Genomic DNA, 19273 nt, shown 5'->3' with positions numbered 1-19273 from the left:
GGCGCCGGTCTCATTCAGACGCCTCTTCGGGCTCGGCGGGATCGTCGGGGCTGTCGTCGTCGCCGTCCGCGGGCTTGTCCGCCGCGTTGGGGGCCGCCGTCGGAATATAGGCGGTTCCCGTCACATGCGCGGTGAGCCAGCGCATGCTGGTGTTCACCTGAAACAACTGGTGGCGCAGCTCCTTGAAATTGTGCGGCTCGCGCGGGGCGAGATAGAGCTCGGTCGGAACCCCGAGATCCTTGAGCGCACGGAACAGCATCACCGACTGGGCAGGCGGAACGCGCTTATCCTCGGCGCCCGACAGGATCAGCGTCGGCGTCTTCGCGGCATCGATCGACGCGAGCGGCGAGTTATTGAGATAGAGGTCGCGGCGCGCCTTGCTGCCATAGGGTGGCGTGACGAACCATTCCTTGCGCTGCCAGCGCGTGTCCGAGCCCATGTACATCGAGGTCCAGTCGACCGCGCCCGCGCCGACGATCGCTGCCTTGAACCGATCGGTGACGGTGATGAGCCGTGCGGTCATATGCCCGCCCGCGCTCCACCCCATCGCCCCGGTCTTCGCCGGATCGGCGATGCCGCGCCTGACCAGCTCGTCGACGCCCGACAGCACGTCACGGTCGGCGACGCGGAAATAGTCACCGTTCATGCCCTGAAGGAAGGCATCGCCATAGCCGGTGCCGCCGCGATAATTGACGCTGAGCGTGACGAAGCCGTGCGACGCCAGCAGCGGCAGGAAGCGGCTGAACGCGAAGATGTTGAACTGGTCGGCCGAACGCGGGCCGCCATGGCTCTGGACGATCAGCGGGTAGCGCTGACCCGGCGTGTAGCCGAGCGGATAGGTGACGAGACCCTCGAGCTTCTGCCCCTCCGGCCCGGTCCATTCGGTCGCCTCCTGCCGCGGCAGCTGGAAGCGCTTGCCGATATCGTCGTTGAGCGCCGTCACCTGAACCGGCGTGCTCGCGCCGGTCGGGTCGATCCGAACCACTTCCGCGGGCTGCATCGCTGACGCCCGCAGATAGGCCAATGTGCGTCCGTCGCGGGACAATCGGGGCGCCGATATAACGCAGTCGCACGCCTGAAGCGGCCGGATCGCGCCGGTTCCGACCTTGACGGCGTGGAGGTTGGTACGGACGCCATCCTGCGCGGTGAAGTAGATCTCCGATCCATCCGCCGACCACAACGCATCCTCGACCGCCCAGCCGCGCCCCTCACCCAGCTGGCGGATCGCGCCAGTCGCCGCGTCGAGCGTGAACAGGCGCGCGTTGACCGTCGCGTACTTGCCGCCCGAGGCGTTGGCGACGAACAGCGCGGTCTTGCCATCGGGCGCGAGTTGGGCATCGCCCTCGCGATAGTCGTTATTCGTCAGCCGCCGCCGGATTCCGGTCGCCGGGTCCAGACTCCACAATTCAGACCTTGGCTGATCATCGAGCAGGCGTGTCGGGGCCAGCCGGAGCAGGATCATACCGCTCTTGCCCGCAATACTGAAACCGCGCACGTCGAGGTCGCCGCTCACCACCGTCACGACCTGTCCCGATGCGATGTCGAGATAGTTCAGCGTCGTGCGCCGGCGCGGCGTCTCGAACGCGAACATATCGTCCTTCGCCTTGATCCGCGCGGCGGTCGCAGGATCATCCGGCTTGTCCGCGAGGAAGTAGATGCGCGTGCCGTCACTCGACCATGCCAGCGCGGACGCAGAGCTGCGCAGCCGGGTGAGCTGGCGCACCTTGCCGCCATATGGCGCGAGGTGGATCTGCGCGAACTTGCCGTCGTCAGGTTTGGTCGCAAACGCCAGTGCCTTGCCGTCGGGCGCCCAGATGATTTCGCCCTTCAGTTCGCGGGCGCGCTCGGCGAGGCCCGACGCCGATATGCGCCAGGTTCGCGTCGTCGCCTTGTTCCGCGTCCAGTTCGCGCTGCGCGTCTTGTAGACGATCACGCTGCCATCGGGGGACGGGAGCGGCGCCGTCGCGCGCGACAGCTCGACCAGATCGACTGCGGTCATCGGTCGGGGCGGCGGCGTCTGGCCGGCCGCGGGCAATGCCGCGAGCAGAGGCAGGATAGACATTGCCAGCCGGTGGAGGTTCAGGGTCATGAGCCTTGCATTCCCGTAGATTGGGCGCGGCCACAGGCTGCGCGAAACCGTCCGCGCATCCCTGCGGTTCCACCCGATGATCGCCCTTGGGGCCGCTGCAGGCAACGGCCCCGGCCGGGCATTAGAAGTTCAGCGCGGCGCCGAAATAGAAGCGGCGTCCGGCTACGTCATAGGTCGGGTTATAGTTGTTGGTGCTACCGCTCAGCACATCGCCGGCCGGCAACAGCGGACTGGTCTTGTCGAAGACGTTGGTGATCCCGCCATAGAGCCGCATGCTCGTGCCGCTCATCTTGAGGTTGTAGCTCGCATAGACATTGTGCTGCCACACTGCGGGGATGTTCAGGAACAGCGGATATTCCGCATTGGGATTGCTCGCCTTGAAATTGCGGTATTCGTTGAGCCGCGTCAGGCTGTCATAGATTTTGCCGTAGTAGATGGCGGTCCAGCGCAACGTCAGATCATCGGACCGCCACGACAGCGAGCCGCGCGCACGATATTTGAACGTCCCCGAAACCAGCTCGCCACGCTCGTCGGTCTTGACCAGACCGGTGAGGCCCACAAAGCTGGTCTCGTATTTGAGCAGATGCGTCGCGTCATACCGGATGCTCCACCGCCCGGGGATGCCGATATCCTTCAGATCGAAGCGATATTCGGCAGCGACATCGAGACCCGCAGTCCTGAATCCGGCGAGGTTGAACTCACGCTGCGTGACCCCCGAGAGCTGCCCGTTGTTCGGGTTACGCGTAACATCGCCGCAGAACGGGTTGGCCGAAGTCGGCAGATCGCTGTCATAGCATTGAGACAGAATGTCCTGGTTGCCATAGGCGGTGATCGCATCCTTGATCCGGATGTCGTAATAATCGACCGACAGCGTGAACCTGCGCAGGAAAGTCGGCGTGATCACCGTACCGACGGTGAAGGTGTTGGCGGTTTCCTCCTTCAGCTCCAGATTGCCGGCATTGGGGCTGTAGATCGAGGTCCCCGACTGATCGAACAGCTGCGGGACGCCATTTGCCAGCTGCGATGCGAACAGCGCCTGGATCCCGGGATTGGCCCGGCAGTTCGTCGCGATCCGTCCCGCCGTGGTCGGGGTCACGCCGTCGCAGATGTCGCTGACATCGTCGAAGTCGCCGCGCGGGGGTGAGAAGAGTTCGGTGAGGTCGGGCGCACGCTGGGCGCGTGCGTAGCTCACGCGGAACCGGATATCTCTGACCGGCGCGTACTGAACCCCGCCGCGAAAGCTGAACACGTTCCCGACATTCTTGATGTCATAGCTGCCGACACGCGCCGAGCCGTCGACGCTGAGCAGCTCGAAGCCGGGCTTGTCCTTCACCAGCGGGGCGTTGAACTCGGCATAGCCCTCGAACACCGAAATCGATCCGCCGAAATTGGGCACGGGCGGGCCCGAGGTGCCGCCGAAGCGCGAATAATCGTCGCCTTCGATCTTCTGGCTGTCCTTGCGGTATTCGATGCCGAACGCTGCGCCGACCGGCCCTGCAGGCAGATCGAACAGGTCGCCGGTCAGAAAGCCGCTGAAGCTATGCTGCTTCAGCGTCGCACGCTGATGCAGATCAGCCTTGATGAACGCCGCGGCCTCGGGCGTGATCGATCCCTCGCCAAAGATGTTGATCGGGACACAGCCGTTGGAGCTGTCGCGGCAGACGATCTGGCCGTTCACCGTCGTCGCGTCGAGCGCCTGCCTCAGCCGCAGGCCGTTGATCTCGCCCGCACGCACCTGATCCTGAACGAACTGGCCATAGGCAAAGCTCGTTTCCCACTTCCAGCTGCCCCACGCGTCGCCCCGCGCGCCGAACCAGCTGCGCACGGTCTCGCGGTCGTTATAGGTCGCCTGCGGCCCAAGCTCGACCAGACGACGGGTGAAATAGACGCCCCGGTTGGTGGCGCCGGTGGTGACGTCGGCCCGGATTTCGGCGGGGACATAGGGATTGCACGGCCCCGACCCGGTCCCGGTCGCGCGCTGGCATGGAATGCGGCCGAGTGTGACTTCGCTGCCCCGCCCCGTCACGCGATCGATCACCGGAAATGTGTCGTCCGCGGTGATCGCGCTCGGCTCGCGGAAGTTGAGCGTCTTGACCTTGGAATACTGGACCTGAGCGAACAGGCTCGTCTTATCCGATACCTCGAAATCGACCTTTGCCGCACCGAGATAGCGTTCGCGCTTGCCGCTGATCCAGCGCGCGTTGCGCGTGCTGAAACCGTCGCGGTTGGGGAGGAAATAGCCGGTGTTGCCGGCGTCGCTGGTGCCGACATTGACGACCGCGCCGGTCTGAACGTCGGGGCCGAGGGGGACAAGCGCTCCGCCGCGATAGAATCGGTCGCGCGCGCTGCTGGAGCCGTAGAAGACACCGCCGGGGATCGAGCTGGAAAGATCGGCGGGTTTGTTGGGCGGAAAGGTGCCGATCGGCTGATCGCCGCTGGTCGGGATGCCGGTGGCATCGTTGTACAGCGTTTCATATTCGTTGATGCCGCCGAGCGCGGGATCCCAGTCATATTCCCATTGCGTCAGCGCGAAGGCGCGCTGGTTCGCGCGGATCGGGTCCTGCCGGTCATAGGAGCCGCTGATCAGGAAATAGCCGCGCCCGTCGGCGAATTTGGTGCCGAAGCTGCCCTCGAACTCATGCTCGCGCCCGCCACCGGCATCGGTGAATTCGGTGCGCGCGCCAAGGCGCAGGCCGGTCTTCTTCGATTCGGTGATGATGTTGACCACCCCGGCGATCGCGTCCGATCCGTAGACCGACGAAGTGCCGCCGGTGATGATATCGACGCGGCTCACAAACCCGTTCGGAATCGTGCTGAGGCTGACGCGGTTTCCGTTCGCGCTGTTCGACACGGTGCGGCGGCCATCGACCAGCACCAAGGTGCGGTTGTCGCTCAGGCTGCGCAGCTGGACCGAGCTGACGCCGTCATTCTGGACGTCGCCGCTGTTGCGGCGATCGTTCAGCGTCGAGCTGACCGAAGGCAGTTCGGCGATGACCTCGCTCAATTCCGACCGTCCCGACTCGGCGATCTCCTCACCTTCCAGCGCGGTTACGGGCGAAGCCGTGTCGAAGGACTGGCGGCGGATGCGCGAGCCGGTCACGATGACTTCGCCGGCCTGGGGCTCTACCGAGGCCTGCGACGCGGCGTCGGGAACCGCGGGGCGCTCGTCATCCGTGCGCGGCTCGGCCCGGCTCGTCTCCGCCGGGGCCGACTGGCGCGGTTCACGTGTGACCACAAAGGTCTGCCCGCTCGACCGGCGTGCCACCAGACCGGTGCCCTGCAACATCCGCGCGAGCGCCTGTTCGACCGACATCGCACCCTTGACCGCGTTGGCATGCTTGCCGCTGGTGACGCTGCGCGACGCGATAATCTGGACGTCGGCCTGACGACCGAGCGCAACGATTGCTGAGCGAACCGACTGCGCGGGAATGTCGAAGCGCTTTTCCTGCGCCTGCGCGGGCGTCGCCATCACGCAGATGATTGCGGTCCCCGCCATGAAGGCGTTGCGCGAATATACGCTCATCCTGTCTTCCTCCCCCTGGTGTCGGGCTTGCTGCCCGCTCACGCATCACCAAGAGACCGGGTCAGGAAGAATCCTTCGCCGGCGTTGCTATTTTTGTTCTTTAGTTTGCTCGCTTGCCAATCCGAATGCCGTCCGGGTGCCCGGTATCGACCGGAACCCCGAGGCTGTCGCGCACCGCGATCGCGAACCCCTCAGGGTCATCGACGCGGAAGATACCGTCAAACTCTTCGCCGGCGAGCGCCGGATCGGCAATGATCAGCTTGCGCGCGTTGTAGCGGTTGAATTCGCCGACCGCGAAGTCGAGCCGGTTGCCGTCGAGGTCGATCTTGCCGGCACGCCAGGCGAGCGAGCGATCCACCGCTGACGGCTCCGTCGCGGCGATGTTGATCGCCGCGTCATTCGAAACGAACGCCTCGCCGCCGGCGGCGATCCGGACGCGATGCCCCTCTGCCCCCTCGACCCATGCCTCGACCACGCCTTCGGTCACGAATACCTGCGCGCCGTTGCTGCGCAAGCGCACCGCGAAGGCGGTGCCGACCGCGCGCACCCGCACCCGGCCCGCATCGACGACGAACGGTCGCCGCTTGTCCTTCGCGACCTGAAACCAGGCTTCGCCGGCCTCAAGCTTGACGTTCCGCTGCTTCGCATCGACCCGGATTTCGATTTTACTCGCGGTGTTGATCGCGGCGACCGAGCCGTCCGCAAGCGGGACGCGCCGGATTTCACCGACGCCTGTCGCATAGTGTAGCGAGCTGGTTCCCCAGAGCAGACCGCCGACGAGCGAGGCCGCGATCAGGCCGCCGCCGAAGGTGACGATCCCGCGGCGCGAGACTCTGGCCGGCGCCGGGCGCGCCTCTTCGACGACCGTCAGATCGGTCGAAATCCAGGCGGCCTGCGCCTGCAACAGCGCGCCGCTGTGCATCGGATGCGATGCGAGCCAGGTCTGAAGCTCTGACTCATCGTGCGCGGACCAGTCGCCCGCATCCATGCGGGCGGTCCAGCGCGCCGCCTCGTCCGACATGCCGGGGGTCATTTGCGTCACCTTGACCTCCCCGTCTTTTCAATCTGGTCCATGCGCGCTTCGGCCTCCGCGTCGGCGGCCTGCCACGATGCCTGGATCGCTTTGACGCCCTGCCAAACCTGCTTCTCCACCACTTTCTCTGTCACGCCGAGGCGCGCCGCGATCTCCTTCTGCGACAACCCCTCAATCCGCCGCATCTGCACAATCTGCCGGCAACGCTCCGGCAGGCGCGCGATCAGCCCAAGCACCCGCTCGACTTCAAGGCGTCCGCCTGCCTCGCGTTCGGGCGACGGCGCATCGTCCGCCGAATGACTTTCGATCGCTGCGATCGTTTCGATCGGGACCACCCGCGCCCGCTTGAGGCGGCGCACATAGAGGTTGCGCACGATCGAAAAGAAATAGGCATCGGGCCGGCCGATATGATCGACGCTGTCGAGCATCGCGAGCCGGCAATAGGCTTCCTGGATCAGTTCATCGATATCGTCGGGCGCCGCCCTCGACCGCGCGAGCCACAGGCGCACGGCGGCCTCGTGGGGCATGACCTGCCTGGCCACCCACGTCGCGATACGGACCCGCCGCTCGACTTCGAACCCCTTGGCCGTTGGAACCGGCTCCCTACCCAAATCCGGACGCCACGCGCCGCCTCGACTGTATAGAGCGTTCTGCCGCCGAAATCCTTCGCGGTCCTCGAAAAGAAATCAGACAAAAATCTGGCGACCGGTTACATGCTTCCGGCCCGCCGGGAACGATGTCGCATGGCAGGAAGCGCTTTAGACCCTTCGACACGCTGAGCGACGGCGCACCCTCTATCCCGATCGGGGTCAACGGCGTAGCCCGCTGAAGCATATCACCCTGAAGCGGGAGCCATTCGTGCGAGCGCCGTGCCTGTTTGCGCCGTCATACCGGCCATTCAGCTCGCTCATGCGCGACCTCAATAGCCGATGTTCACACAGGCTCATCCCTCTCTTGTTGCGGTGACCTCATCCGGAATGCGCCGGCAGCGAAGCGGGCTAGCTGACGCTCGTTTCTGGCGGCCAGGATCCGACTGCAAACTATGCGAGATCAGACCACGGCCGAAATCTCAGACATCTTTTCCTCAATGAATGGGTAACATTATGTTCATTCGAGTGCGCGGTTCTCAGTTTTTACTTCACATTGGATGCTATTCACCAAGAATTTTCTTGGATTTCGAGTCCGAATGGGCATGTTCATTCAACGGCGCGCAGCGGTGATTTTGAACGGCGCCACTGTCGAGTTGCTTTTCGGTATCGTGACGGCTGGCAGAGGTTAGGGCAGCCGCCCGTCGCGCATAGTCTGGAAGCGATCAGCGAAGCCAGTCCTATAGCGGGGGTAAGAGCTACATGTCTGACACGATCAGCCGAGCAGAATATCTCAAATCGCATCCCCAGGCATCCGCATGGGCCGAGCTCGCGGACGCCACCAATGAACAGATGCGGATCACGCCCGGTCCGATCAAACTGGAGGAGGGCAGCTTCGCGGGCAAGCGCGCGCTGATTCTCGGTGCCGGCGTGGGCGGACTGACGACGGCCTATGAGCTGCTGTTTCACAAGACCGGCATGGAAGTCACGATCCTGGAAGCGCAGAACCGAACGGGCGGGCGCTGCCTCTCGCTCCGCACCGGCGATACGCTGACCGAGGATCAGGACGACGCCCTGTTCGGATCGAAGCCGGGCGAGACGCAGGTTGTTCGCTTCGAATGGCCGGTCGGCGATGCCGAGCCGTATCTGAATGCCGGCCCCGGACGCATCCCGTCGGCGCACAAGAGGCTGCTCAACTACCTCAGAGAGTTCGGCGTCGCGGTTGAAATCTATGTGATGAATTCGATGTCGAACCTTGTCCATATGGGCACCGGGCCGTTGAAAGGTTCGCCCCAGACCTATCGGCAAATCGACCACAATCTGCGCGGCTGGCTCGCGCAATTGGTGCATGATCACGCTGCCGAGCTTCTCAATGCCCCCACCCTCGCGATCCCCGAGAAGCAGCAGGCGGCACTGGTTGAGCAATTCAAGTCGCTGATGATCTCGTTCGGCGAGCTGGACCAATATGGCCGTTATGCCCCGACCGCCGGGACCGAGGGCTTCGAGAATGCGATCTCGCGCGCCGGCTTCGATGTTCTGCCCGGCGTAGCCGCTGGCGAGATCGCCGAGGCGATCAAGCTCGAGGACTTGCTGGCGTCGGAATATTGGAAACAGACGCGCTTCTACCAGCCGGCCGACTTCCTCTGGCAACAGACGATCTTCCAACCGGTCGGCGGCATGGATCAGGTCCAGCGCGCCTTCGCTCGCAAAGTGGCGGAACTGGGCGGGACGATCCACCTCAACAGCCCGGTGACGTCGATCGCCTGGGATGCCAAGACGCGCGAGTTCGTCGTCCAGGTCGCCAAGATCGGCAGCAAGGAAACGGTCGAGTATCGCGCCGACTATTGTTTCTCGAACATCGCCATGCCGTTCCTGGAGCGGCTGTTGTCCAGGGAGTTGCTGGGCGGAGGAAAGGCAGGCGGCTTCGCGGTGCCGTTCAAGCAGGGACTCGATGCGGTCTTCGCGGCGCAGGCACGGCCCCGCGTCAATGCCAAGGGCGCGTATCAGGACAAGTTTCTCGCCGCGACCACCAAGGTCGGTTGGCAGGCCGACCGCACCCTCTGGCAGGGCAGGCTCATCACCCATGATCATGAGAACGACCTGAAGCTCACGACGATGGTCGCACCGGACAGCGAGGAGGGCGTCGTTCCGATCTTCGGCGGGATTAGCTGGACCTCGCACGACATCGTTCAGATCTGGTATCCCTCGACCGCGTATCACGATCGTAAAGGCGTGCTGACCGGCGCGTATAATTTCGGTCTGACCGCGCACGAGTGGGGCAAGAAGACCGTCGGCGAGCGGCTCGATCTGGCGCGTCAGGGCGCGCAGCAATTCGGCAGAAAGTTCGGCAACGGACTGCGCGACGGCCTCGCGATCGCGTGGCAGAACATGCCCTATATCAAGGGCGGATGGGCCTATTGGCAGGCTGTCGGCAACGAACAGGACGCCGCGCGGCACTTCAACAATCTGAGCCAGGGCACGGGCGTCCATGACGTAAAGGGCAAGCTGTCCGACCCGGTGTTCTTCGTCGTCGGCGATCAGCTTTCCTCGCTGCCGGGTTGGCAGGAAGGCGCGATCGCCGCGGCGCTCAATGCCCTGACCCGCATGGCGCGGCCCGACCTTGAAATCCCGCATCTCGAGAAGCTGCCCGACACCAGGCTGCTGGTCGAAGGCATCTAGCGACCGTCCCCTCGTTCCTGACAATTGGAGAAGCAGTGATGGCAATCAGCAAAGAACGCCTCATGGCCCTGAAAGACGGCGGCCGTGTCATCCAGGTGGCGCGTGCGGGAGATCCGCTTCTCGGCCCGCTCGCCCTACTGCCTGGCGTGTGGAAGAACGAGGGCGGCCTCGAGGGCCGAGGCTGGAACATGATTGCCGTGCCGTTCGAGTCGGAACCCGGCTCGATCCTCGACTATCGCCTGCTGCTGAACCAGTACAATGAGACCCTCATCTTCGATCTGGTGGACAAGGGGGTCCCCAACCGCGGGCTGAACGCACTGGGAAAACAGGCCGATCAGTCCTTGATGGCGCTGGATTACGAGCAGGTCACCGACCAGATCGCGACCGCGGACTTTCCGCATAGCAACGTTCTCGGCCCGACCAGCCCACCCGGCAACACGATCCATCACGAGCCCGGGCTATGGCTCAACATGCTCGATCAAGTGACCGACGGCTTCGATATCGCCCGGCTCGGGACCGTTCCGCATGGCGACGCGCTTCTTGCGCTTGGGCGGAGCGTACCGCCGACCGACGGACCTCCGGTCATCCCCGACGTCAGCGGCTTGCCGCTGAAGGTGAAACAGGATCTGGAAAGCAAGTATCTCGCGCCATACAAGCATTTCCACGAGAACCTGTTCGAAGGTCTGTTCGACCCGGTCCACCCGGCCGAGCTGCTCAAGGCCGCCAATCAGGGCGTCGACATTCTCCGCACGACGACGCTCGACGTCGATACCGAAGTTGAGACCGGGGGGATCAGGAACATCCCCTTTGTCGTCAAGCACGCCAATGCTTCATCGATGCGCTCGACCTTCTGGATTCAGGAACTCGCCGAAACCGACGCACGGGGCAAACCGAAACTTCGCCTGCAATATCTCCAGATCGTGATGCTCGATTTCGATTCACGTACGACCGGGTTGCCGGGTCGCATCGTGTGGCCGCATGTCTCGATCAATACGATGCACAAGGTCGAGGATGCACCACAAGACAAGGTGCAAATCCTTATGACCGAACGATAGTCATTCTAAAATATCACCTGTAAATTATACCATATCGTCAGATGCAGGGCACGTCTGGCTGGGCCTGGAGCAGGCGGTGAACGACGGGTGAGGGCTGTGTCGTCCTGCCTTCACCCTACCAGCTCAGAATGACCTTTCCGGCCCTGCCAGCGCGCATTGCGTCAAAGCCTTGCTGGAAGTCGCTCGCATCAAGGCGATGGGTGATGAGCGGCGACAGGTCGAGTCCGCCACGAATCAGGCCGAACATCTTCTGCCATGTGCCGAACATCTCACGTCCATAGACGCCGCGAATGGTCAGCGCCTTGAGGATGATGTCCGACCAGGCGACATCCATCGACCCACCCGGAATGCCGAGCATCGCCAGGCCGCCGCCCATGCGCAGCACGCCGATCGCCTGGTTGATCGCCACCGGGGCGCCCGACATTTCCAGCGCCACGGCGAAGCCGTCGTCGACGCCCTCGGCCGCCATCACCTCGCGCAGATCCTCTGTGAGCGTGTTGACCGGCCGCACGTCGGCGAGCCGGGCGGCCAGATCGAGCCGATAGGGGTTGATGTCGGTAATGACGACCGACCGCGCGCCGGCACGCCGCGCGACCGCCGCCGCCATGATCCCGATCGGGCCGGCGCCGGTCACCAGCACATCCTCGCCCATCAGGTCGAACTGCTGTGCGGTGTGGACCGCGTTTCCGAACGGATCGAGCAATGCGCCGACATCGTCGGACACATCGTCGGGAAGCGGCACTACGTTGAAGGCCGGAATACACAGATATTCGGCGAACGCGCCCTGCCGGTTGACGCCGACGCCGACCGTGCCGGGGTCGAGGTGGAAGCGCCCCGCGCGCGCCGCGCTGCTGTCGAAATCGATGATATGCCCTTCGCCCGACACGCGTTGCCCGATGTGCAGCGGGCGGGTGACGGCCTCTCCGATTTCGACGATCTCACCCGAGAATTCGTGGCCGACGATCATCGGTACCGGAATGGTCCGTGCGGCCCAGTCGTCCCAATTGTAAATGTGAAGGTCGGTGCCGCAGATAGCGGTGCGCCGAACGCGGATCAGAATCTCGTCGGGACCGGGCGTCGGCACCGGCGCCTCGGTCGCCCAGATACCTTCGCGCGCGTGCAGCTTGGCCAGGCCACGCATGGTTGCGTCGGTGCGGGAGAGGTGGGGTCGCGATGTGGCGGTGATGGCGTTCATGGGATGAGGTCCAGTTTGCGGCCAACCGAAACAAAGATGTCCGCGGCCTGTTCGACCTGATCGCAGGTCAGGCCAGCCGACATCTGGGTGCGAATGCGGGCCTTGCCGTGCGGCACTACAGGGAAGGAGAAGCCGGCGACCAGTACGCCCGCCTCGATCAGCTCGGCGGCGGCGCGTTGAGCCTTTGCCGCATCGTGCAACATCACCGGGATGATCGGATGCTCGCCGGGCAGAAGGTCGAAACCGGCTTGGTTCAGGCGGGCACGGAACAATGCCGCATTGGCCGCCAGATGCCGGCGCAGCGCATCACCCTCATCCGACTCGGCGATCCCGATCGCTGCAAGGCTGGCGCCGCAGATGGCGGGCGCGAGCGCATTGGAAAACAGATAGGGTCGCGCCCGCTGGCGGAGCAGGTCGATCACCGGCTGGCGCGCGGCCACGAAACCGCCCATCGCGCCGCCCAGCGCCTTGCCATAGGTTCCTGTGAGGATATCGACCTTGTCGGCGACACCGCGGAACGCGCCCGAGCCGCGCCCGCTTTCGCCGATGATGCCGGTCGCATGGCAATCGTCGACCAGCAGCAAGGCGTCGAACCGTTCTGCCAGCGCCGCGATTTCGTCCAGCGGCGCGATGGCGCCGTCCATCGAAAAGACACCGTCGGTCGCGATCAGGATCGTCCGCGCGCCGTCCGCGCGGGCGGTCGTCAGCACCCGCTCCAGATCGGCGATGTCCGACGTCGCGTACCGGTAGCGCTTCGCCTTCGACAGCCGCACGCCATCGATGATCGAGGCGTGGTTGAGCGTGTCGGATACGATCGCATCCTCGGCGCCCAGCAGGGGTTCGAAAACGCCGCCATTCGCGTCGAACGCGGCCGCGAACAGGATCGCGTCATCATAGCCGAGATAGGCGGCGGTCTCGGCTTCGAGCTGTTTGTGGATGGATTGGGTACCGCAGATGAAGCGCACCGACGCGAGTCCGGCACCCCAGGTACGCGTGGCCGTGATCGCGGCCTCGACGACGCGCGGATCGGCGGCAAGGCCGAGATAGTTGTTCGCACAGAGATTCAGCATCGAAGGGGGGCCGCCCTCGATGCGGACGGCTGCGCCCTGCGGCGTCGTCAACACCCGTTCGGGCTTCATCAACCCGTCGGTACGGATCGCGGACAGCTCCGCTTCAATACGGTCGTAAAAACCAACAGCCATCGCGGCACTCCCTCATCCTGAGAGAGCGCTTGTACGGTATAGTGGACCATGAGTCCACTATACTGGAAATTTAGCTGGCGACGACCAGCAGCGCGCGGGCGCGTCGCTTCCCCTTGTTGGTGATCCGGTGCGGCACATCGGCAGCATAGCGTGCGGTGCTTCCCTGCGGCACGGCGACCTTCTGCGTGCCAGCCTCGACTTCGAATGTGCCTTCGAGCGCGGTCAGATGCTCGCGCGTTCCCTTGGCATGCGGCTGCGACACCAGGCTGCCGCCGGGTTCGAACCGCAGCTCATACCATTCCAGGGTCTCGGCGTGATTCGCAGGACTGAGAATGCGGAGCGTGCACAGTCCGTCATCGGTGCGGATTTCGGGCGTGAACGCTTCGCTCGCCACCTCGATCTGGTCGCGCGCTTCGCGTGCCGTGACGCCGATCAGTTCGGCGACGTCGACCTTGAGCGCGTTGGCCAGCGACCAGACCGTGGCGAGCGTCGGGTTCGCCTGACCCCGTTCGATCTGCGACAACATCGATCGCGATACGCTCGACATCCGCGCCAGATCGTCAAGCGTCATCGACTGCCGCTTACGAAAGGCCTGGATAAAGGGCCCGATTTGCGGCGATCCGTCAGACGTCATCGAAGGTCTCGGGCGCGCAAACGGTGTGCACAATTCTGATGGACATCCTTTCCGCTACCGCATTCCCTCTGAAATGTCGCCATCCGAGCCGCGGAGACTTCAGAAACCTCCGTTTGCCTTGATCGCAAATGCAGGTCTGGATTTCCGGCAGGCCGCAGCGTCGACGTTGACGCTCAAGATAGCTTCGAAGCGGTCCGTTTTCCCAGATTGTCGATCTGAAAGCTGCCAGTCGGCTGCCGGCCCAGGAGCAGCCCTTAGTGCGATGGAATAGGCCATGTCCGCTTTGCAGCCCGATGTCCAAAAGCTGCCTGTCGGTTCCCGGCCCAAAGTTTGGAAGCAAGTATAGTAAGAATGCCCGTTGCTAAAAGGTCGATATGTCGTCGAGGGTAAAGCGGCGCGCAGAGATCGTTTGGGTGATCGTCACCACGGCGCCCCCGTCCGCGCTAGCCGGGCCGAGAGCATAGAGCGCCGGAACTGGTTCTTCGAATAGGGCATGGTGCGATGTTCATGTTTGTGCATGATCTTCTTCGTCCACCTATTCCGACCGAATGCACCCCGATTCTCGAGAAAGAACGGGGTGAATGCGAGAGCCTCGTCGCGTGTTTATACACGATTCATTCTTGATTATGCACGAATTGGCGTGCTAAGCGCCGATGCGTGACCAACGATATTCCCCATGCGCGTCGCGACGTGATCGCGGCCCGTCTCGCCAAGGGCCAGCCCGTCAACGCGGGTGCGCTCGCCGGCGAGTTCGACATCTCCGAAGATGCGATCCGGCGTGATCTGCGCGCGCTCGCGGCCGCGGGCCTGTGCCGGCGCGTCTATGGCGGGGCCCTGCCGCTCAGCCCCGGCACCACGCCTGTATCGCATCGTTTCGGAGCCGATATGGACCGCAAACGCGCGCTGGCCCGGGCCGCAATGCCGATGGTCGAACCGGGCAGCTTCGTCTTCCTGGACAATGGCAGCACCGGCCTGATCGTCGCAGAGGAGCTTCCCAGGGACGCCGACCTGATCGTCGCGACCAGCTCTATCGAAATCGCGGCGGCGCTGGTCGCCCGCGGCGACATTCACATTCACATGTTGGGTGGTGCGATCGATCCCGTGATCGGCGGCTCGATCGATGGCACCGCGCTTGAAGCGATCGCCCGATTGAACATCGACCTGTGTTTTCTCGGGGCGTGTACATTGTCGGCAGAGGGTGGTGTCAGCGCGCTTGACGGTGCGGACGCCTCGTTCAAACGGGCGCTGGCCGCCCATAGCCGAAGCACCTTTGTCCTCGCGGCGAACGAGAAAATCGGTGAACACGCACCGCACCGGATCGTCGACCTGAACGCGATCGATCGCGTCATCATCGAACATGATGCGCCGGATGTCGCCGCCGACACGCTGCGCTCGGCGGGCGCCAACATCCTGCGGGCCGGGCCGGGCTCCGACCGGCAATTGGACGTTCGGTGACGCAACAAGAAGCCGGCTCGCGGCTGGCAACCCGCATCGCATTTTTCGTAGCCGGTTTCGGCCTTGCCTGCTGGGCGCCGCTCGTGCCGCTCGCAAAGGCGCGGCTGGAAATCGACGAGGGATCGCTGGGACTCCTTCTCCTGTGTCTCGGCGCCGGTTCGGTTCTGACGATGCAACTCACCGGCGCGTTCATATCGAAGCTTGGCGCGCGTCCGATCATCGTCATCGGCGGTGTGGGGCAGGCGGTTCTGTTGCCCTTCCTCGCCCTTGCACCGACCGTTCCGGCGATGGCGATAGTGCTGATTCTCTTCGGCGGGTTTCTCGGCCTGATCGATGTCAGCATGAACGTCCATGCGGTCGAGGTTGAGAAGCGTGGCGCGAAACCGCTCATGTCCGGTTTCCATGGACTGTTCAGTGTCGGCGGGTTTGTCGGCGCGTTGCTGCTGACAGCCGCTCTTTCCGCGCAGGTTTCGCCGGTGACGGGTACGATCGCGGCGGCGGCGCTGATGATCGGGGCGATCCTGTTCGCGACGCCCCGGCTGATCGATACCCCACAGGCTAAAGAAGCACCGCTGCTGGTCCTGCCGCGCGGTATCGTTGCCCTGCTTGCGCTGCTCGCGGCAATTACCTTTCTTACCGAGGGGGCGATGCTCGACTGGGGTGCGCTTCTCCTGACCGGCAACGGCCTGTTGCCTACCGCTCAGGCCGGGATCGGCTATGGCGTTTTCGCCATAGCGATGACCATCGGGCGGTTGACCGGCGATGCCGTAGTCGCACGGCTTGGTGACAGGCGCACCATGTTCTGGGGCGGACTTCTTGCCATTGCCGGCTATGTCGTCCTGCTCACAGCTCCCTTCGCCTCCATAGCCTTGCTCGGCTTCCTGCTGATCGGTCTGGGCGCCTCCAACACCGTCCCGGTGCTGTTTCGACAGGCGGGGGCACAGACCGTGATGCCCGCGGGTCTCGCCATCGCCGCCGTCACGACGGTTGGCTATGCTGGCGTGTTGGCGGGCCCGGCGGGGGTTGGCTTCGCGGCACAGGCGATCGGTCTGCCCGGCGCCTTCTGGGTGCTGACGATCATGCTGGCGCTCGTTCCCATATGCGCCACAGCCGCGACGCGGCGCGACCATGCCGGCACGGCCAATTCCTCCCCTACCAGCTGAGTTTCAACGATGGTCGATCGCATCACCTTGTCCGCGGAGGCACTATTGTTCGATATGGACGGCACGCTGGTGGATTCCACCGCCGCGTCCGAACGCATCTGGCGCGCATGGTCGGCCGAGCAGGGAGTCGATCCCGAGGCAGTATTGGCATATTCGCAAGGCCGGCGAACGCTGGATACCGCGCGACGCTTCGCAGCAACCGAGGAAATTGCCCGCGCCGCGGCTACGCGGATCGAGGGGCTGGAGATCGCGGCGGACGACGGCACCATCGCCATAGAGGGGGCGAAGGTCTTGCTCGACCGCCTGCCGGCCAATCGCTGGGCGGTGGTCACCTCGGCCGGCCCCAGTCTCGCTTCCCGTCGTCTGGTCGCAGCGGGTCTTCCGATCCCGGAGATCCTGGTCACGGCGGGCGACGTGGAGAAGGGGAAGCCCGATCCCGAAGGATATCTGCTGGCCGCGAAACGGCTTGGTGTCGCGCCGGAAGGCTGCCTTGTCTTCGAGGATACGTTCGCCGGCCACGAAGCGGCGCGGCGCGCAGGGATGCGATCGATCAATCGAAATGCCGTCCCCCATGGACACGATAGCCCCTTGCTGACGCTCCTCAGCTATACCGCTGTCGATTTGGTCGTTGGCGACGTCTCGCTTGATCTGACACTCTCCGAGGAGTGGCAATCCCTCTGAGCAGTGCTTGTTGGATGACTGATTTCGCGCGGGGCACCCAAAAACCAGCAGTCGGGAATCCCATAATATCGACCGCGCGCCATGCTCGATGAACGGACGACCGGTTTTGGGATCTCTCCGTGATGCTCTTTGTGGCAGCAATGAGGGCGCGTAGCTGCCATCAAGTGAATTACGGAACGCCAGCCGTTAGTGTGCCTCGCCGCTTCCTGGCGCCAACGTATTGCGCAGCCAGTCACCAACCAGCGCCACAACGCGGGGCGACCCGAGATTCGGGCCCAGCTTCGAAACTTCCTCTTCGCCGCCAGTAACTGCCATATGATCCCCATGCTGGCGTGTCAGTGCCCGTGCAGTAGCCGCTGATTCTGGCTGCATTGTCCCAAAATGCTTTCCGTACAATTTCCGTACGAAACGATGAGAATATAGCTAAGTTATTGATTTTTGGCGCACCCGACAGGATTCGAACCTGTGGCCTCTGCCTTCGGAGGGCAGCGCTCTATCCAGCTGAGCTACGGGTGCGTGGGAAGCAGCGCCTAGCAAAGCAAAAGGCGGTGCGCCAGCGCTAAACCGCGGCTGGCGTCCAGCCCTTTGGCGCCGGTGTCTTGGGCTTGTAGACGCACAGATCGGCGACGCTGCAGCGCCAGCATTCAGGCGTACGTGCTTTGCAGACATAGCGACCGTGCAGGATCAGCCAGTGATGCGCGTGGAGACGAAACGGCTGAGGGACGTTCTTCTCCAGCTTCTTCTCAACCGCAAGCGGGGTCTTGCCCGGCGCAAGACCCGTACGGTTGCCGAGGCGGAAGAGATGCGTATCGACCGCGAAGGTTTCCTGCCCGAAGGCGACGTTCAGCACGACGTTCGCAGTCTTGCGGCCGACTCCGGGGAGCGCTTCCAGCGCATCGCGATCGGCAGGGACCCGGCTGCCATGCCCGGCGATCAGCGCTTCGCTGAGTGCGATGACGTTCTTCGCCTTGGCGTTGAACAGCCCGATCGTCTTGATGTGCTGCTTGAGGCCGTCCTCGCCGAGCGCCACCATCTTTTCCGGCGTATCGACCTCGGCAAACAGTCGCCGTGTCGCCTTGTTGACCCCGGCGTCGGTCGCCTGTGCGGACAGCACGACAGCAACGAGCAACGTATAGTCGTTGACCGATTCGAGCTCGGTCTCGGGATGTGGATTGGCTTCCGCCAGCCGTTCGAAGAAGTGGAAAATGTCGGCCTTCTTCAAAGCCCGAGCACCGCGTCCATCGTGTAGCGCCCGGCGGGCTTGCCCGCGAGCCACAGCGCCGCCCTGACCGCACCGCGCGCAAAGATCGCGCGATCCTCAGCGCGATGCGCAAGCTCGATCCGCTCCCCGAGGCCGGCGAGCACGACCATATGATCGCCGATCACGGTGCCACCACGCAGCGAGGCGAAGCCGATCGTCCCCTCCGCGCGCGCGCCGGTGAGGCCGGCACGATCGGCAACGCGCACCTCGCCCAGCGAAACCTCACGTCCCGCCGCCGCAGCTTCGCCGAGCATCAGTGCGGTGCCCGACGGCGCGTCGACCTTCTGGCGGTGATGCATCTCCGCAATCTCGATGTCCCAGTCGGGGCCAAGCCTTGCCGCGGCCTCGCGCACCAGCCGCGCCAGCAGCACAACACCGAGCGAGGTATTGCCGGTCTGGAGCACCGCGATGTCGCGCGCTGCATCGTCGATCAGCGCGTGGTGCTGCGCGGTGAGGCCGGTGGTTCCGATCACGATCGGCGTACCCGCCGCACGCGCCGCCGCGAGATGCGACTCAAGTGCATTGGGGGTCGAGAAATCGACAAGCGCATCAGCCGCCGCAGCGAGCGTGGCGGGATCGTCGGCCGCATCGGCGCCGCCCGCGAACTTGACGCCCTGCTCCGCCAGAATGTCGCGGATCGCCACGCCCATCCGGCCGAGGCTGCCATAGATACCGATGCTACTCATAGCTGTTGCTTGGCCGGGGACGGCGTGGAC

14 protein-coding genes and 1 tRNA gene are annotated in these 19273 nt (G+C 64.2%); 5 read left to right on the top strand and 10 right to left on the bottom strand.

All coding sequences use genetic code 11. The features are described from left to right. Nucleotides 1–10: 10 nt before the first annotated feature. The 4 genes from AC07NK_RS04330 to AC07NK_RS04315 all read right to left on the bottom strand — a co-directional run bounded on the left by AC07NK_RS04330 (nucleotide 11) and on the right by AC07NK_RS04315 (nucleotide 7187). Nucleotides 11–2062, bottom strand: a complete 2052-nt coding sequence (locus AC07NK_RS04330) for a S9 family peptidase (RefSeq protein ID WP_495169325.1) — start codon at nucleotides 2060–2062, stop codon at nucleotides 11–13. Nucleotides 2063–2210: 148 nt separating this feature from the next. Then, nucleotides 2211–5612 (bottom strand): TonB-dependent receptor domain-containing protein, encoded by a 3402-nt coding sequence (locus tag AC07NK_RS04325; RefSeq protein ID WP_495169324.1) that lies wholly within the window; start codon nucleotides 5610–5612, stop codon nucleotides 2211–2213. Nucleotides 5613–5712: 100 nt separating this feature from the next. Further along, nucleotides 5713–6645: a FecR family protein gene (locus tag AC07NK_RS04320; protein WP_495169633.1), complete on the bottom strand. Its 933-nt coding sequence runs from the start codon at nucleotides 6643–6645 to the stop codon at nucleotides 5713–5715. 5 nt (nucleotides 6646–6650) lie between these two features. Further along, nucleotides 6651–7187 (bottom strand): RNA polymerase sigma factor, encoded by a 537-nt coding sequence (locus AC07NK_RS04315; RefSeq protein WP_495169323.1) that lies wholly within the window; start codon nucleotides 7185–7187, stop codon nucleotides 6651–6653. Between the two features lie 807 nt (nucleotides 7188–7994). Between AC07NK_RS04315 and AC07NK_RS04310 the strand changes: the two genes are divergently transcribed. Both AC07NK_RS04310 and AC07NK_RS04305 read left to right on the top strand, forming a co-directional pair. Further along, nucleotides 7995–9911, top strand: a complete 1917-nt coding sequence (locus tag AC07NK_RS04310; protein WP_495169322.1) for a flavin monoamine oxidase family protein — start codon at nucleotides 7995–7997, stop codon at nucleotides 9909–9911. 38 nt (nucleotides 9912–9949) lie between these two features. Further along, nucleotides 9950–10966: a heme-binding protein gene (locus AC07NK_RS04305; protein WP_495169321.1), complete on the top strand. Its 1017-nt coding sequence runs from the start codon at nucleotides 9950–9952 to the stop codon at nucleotides 10964–10966. Between the two features lie 115 nt (nucleotides 10967–11081). Here the strand turns inward: AC07NK_RS04305 and tdh are convergent, their stop codons facing one another. The 3 genes from tdh to AC07NK_RS04290 all read right to left on the bottom strand — a co-directional run bounded on the left by tdh (nucleotide 11082) and on the right by AC07NK_RS04290 (nucleotide 13997). Further along, a complete protein-coding gene (tdh, locus tag AC07NK_RS04300; RefSeq protein WP_495169320.1) occupies nucleotides 11082–12161 on the bottom strand; it encodes an L-threonine 3-dehydrogenase in 1080 nt (359 codons plus the stop codon). Then, complete coding sequence (gene kbl / locus AC07NK_RS04295) at nucleotides 12158–13363, bottom strand: glycine C-acetyltransferase (protein WP_495169319.1); 1206 nt, start codon at nucleotides 13361–13363, stop codon at nucleotides 12158–12160. The genes tdh and kbl overlap by 4 nt, the downstream gene beginning before the upstream one ends. Nucleotides 13364–13433: 70 nt before the next feature. Next, nucleotides 13434–13997: a helix-turn-helix domain-containing protein gene (locus AC07NK_RS04290; protein WP_495169318.1), complete on the bottom strand. Its 564-nt coding sequence runs from the start codon at nucleotides 13995–13997 to the stop codon at nucleotides 13434–13436. 657 nt (nucleotides 13998–14654) lie between these two features. On the opposite strand from AC07NK_RS04290, the gene AC07NK_RS04285 reads away from it, so the two are divergent. The 3 genes from AC07NK_RS04285 to AC07NK_RS04275 are packed head-to-tail and all read left to right on the top strand — an operon-like array spanning nucleotide 14655 to nucleotide 17296. After that, on the top strand, nucleotides 14655–15452 hold the full coding sequence (locus tag AC07NK_RS04285) for a DeoR/GlpR family DNA-binding transcription regulator (RefSeq protein ID WP_495169317.1): 798 nt from the start codon (nucleotides 14655–14657) through the stop codon (nucleotides 15450–15452). After that, entirely contained in the window at nucleotides 15449–16615 is a 1167-nt protein-coding gene (locus tag AC07NK_RS04280; RefSeq protein WP_495169316.1) for an MFS transporter, read from the top strand. The genes AC07NK_RS04285 and AC07NK_RS04280 overlap by 4 nt, the downstream gene beginning before the upstream one ends. Nucleotides 16616–16624: 9 nt before the next feature. After that, nucleotides 16625–17296: an HAD-IA family hydrolase gene (locus AC07NK_RS04275; protein WP_495169315.1), complete on the top strand. Its 672-nt coding sequence runs from the start codon at nucleotides 16625–16627 to the stop codon at nucleotides 17294–17296. Nucleotides 17297–17735: 439 nt separating this feature from the next. Here the strand turns inward: AC07NK_RS04275 and AC07NK_RS04270 are convergent. From AC07NK_RS04270 to dapB, 3 genes are all read right to left on the bottom strand, one after another. Then, nucleotides 17736–17812 (bottom strand) — tRNA-Arg (locus tag AC07NK_RS04270). A gap of 43 nt (nucleotides 17813–17855) precedes the next feature. Further along, the gene (nth, locus tag AC07NK_RS04265) at nucleotides 17856–18518 is read right to left on the bottom strand and encodes an endonuclease III (protein WP_495169314.1); all 663 of its coding nucleotides are present in this window, start codon (nucleotides 18516–18518) and stop codon (nucleotides 17856–17858) included. Beyond that, nucleotides 18515–19243 carry a 4-hydroxy-tetrahydrodipicolinate reductase gene (gene dapB, locus AC07NK_RS04260; protein WP_495169313.1) on the bottom strand — a complete coding sequence of 243 codons (729 nt, stop codon included), beginning with the start codon at nucleotides 19241–19243 and terminating at the stop codon, nucleotides 18515–18517. The genes nth and dapB overlap by 4 nt, the downstream gene beginning before the upstream one ends. Nucleotides 19244–19273: the final 30 nt, after the last annotated feature.

Source organism: Sphingomonas sp. GW821-FHT09B04 (assembly GCF_059418285.1).
This window is presented reverse-complemented; position numbering and strand designations above follow the sequence as displayed.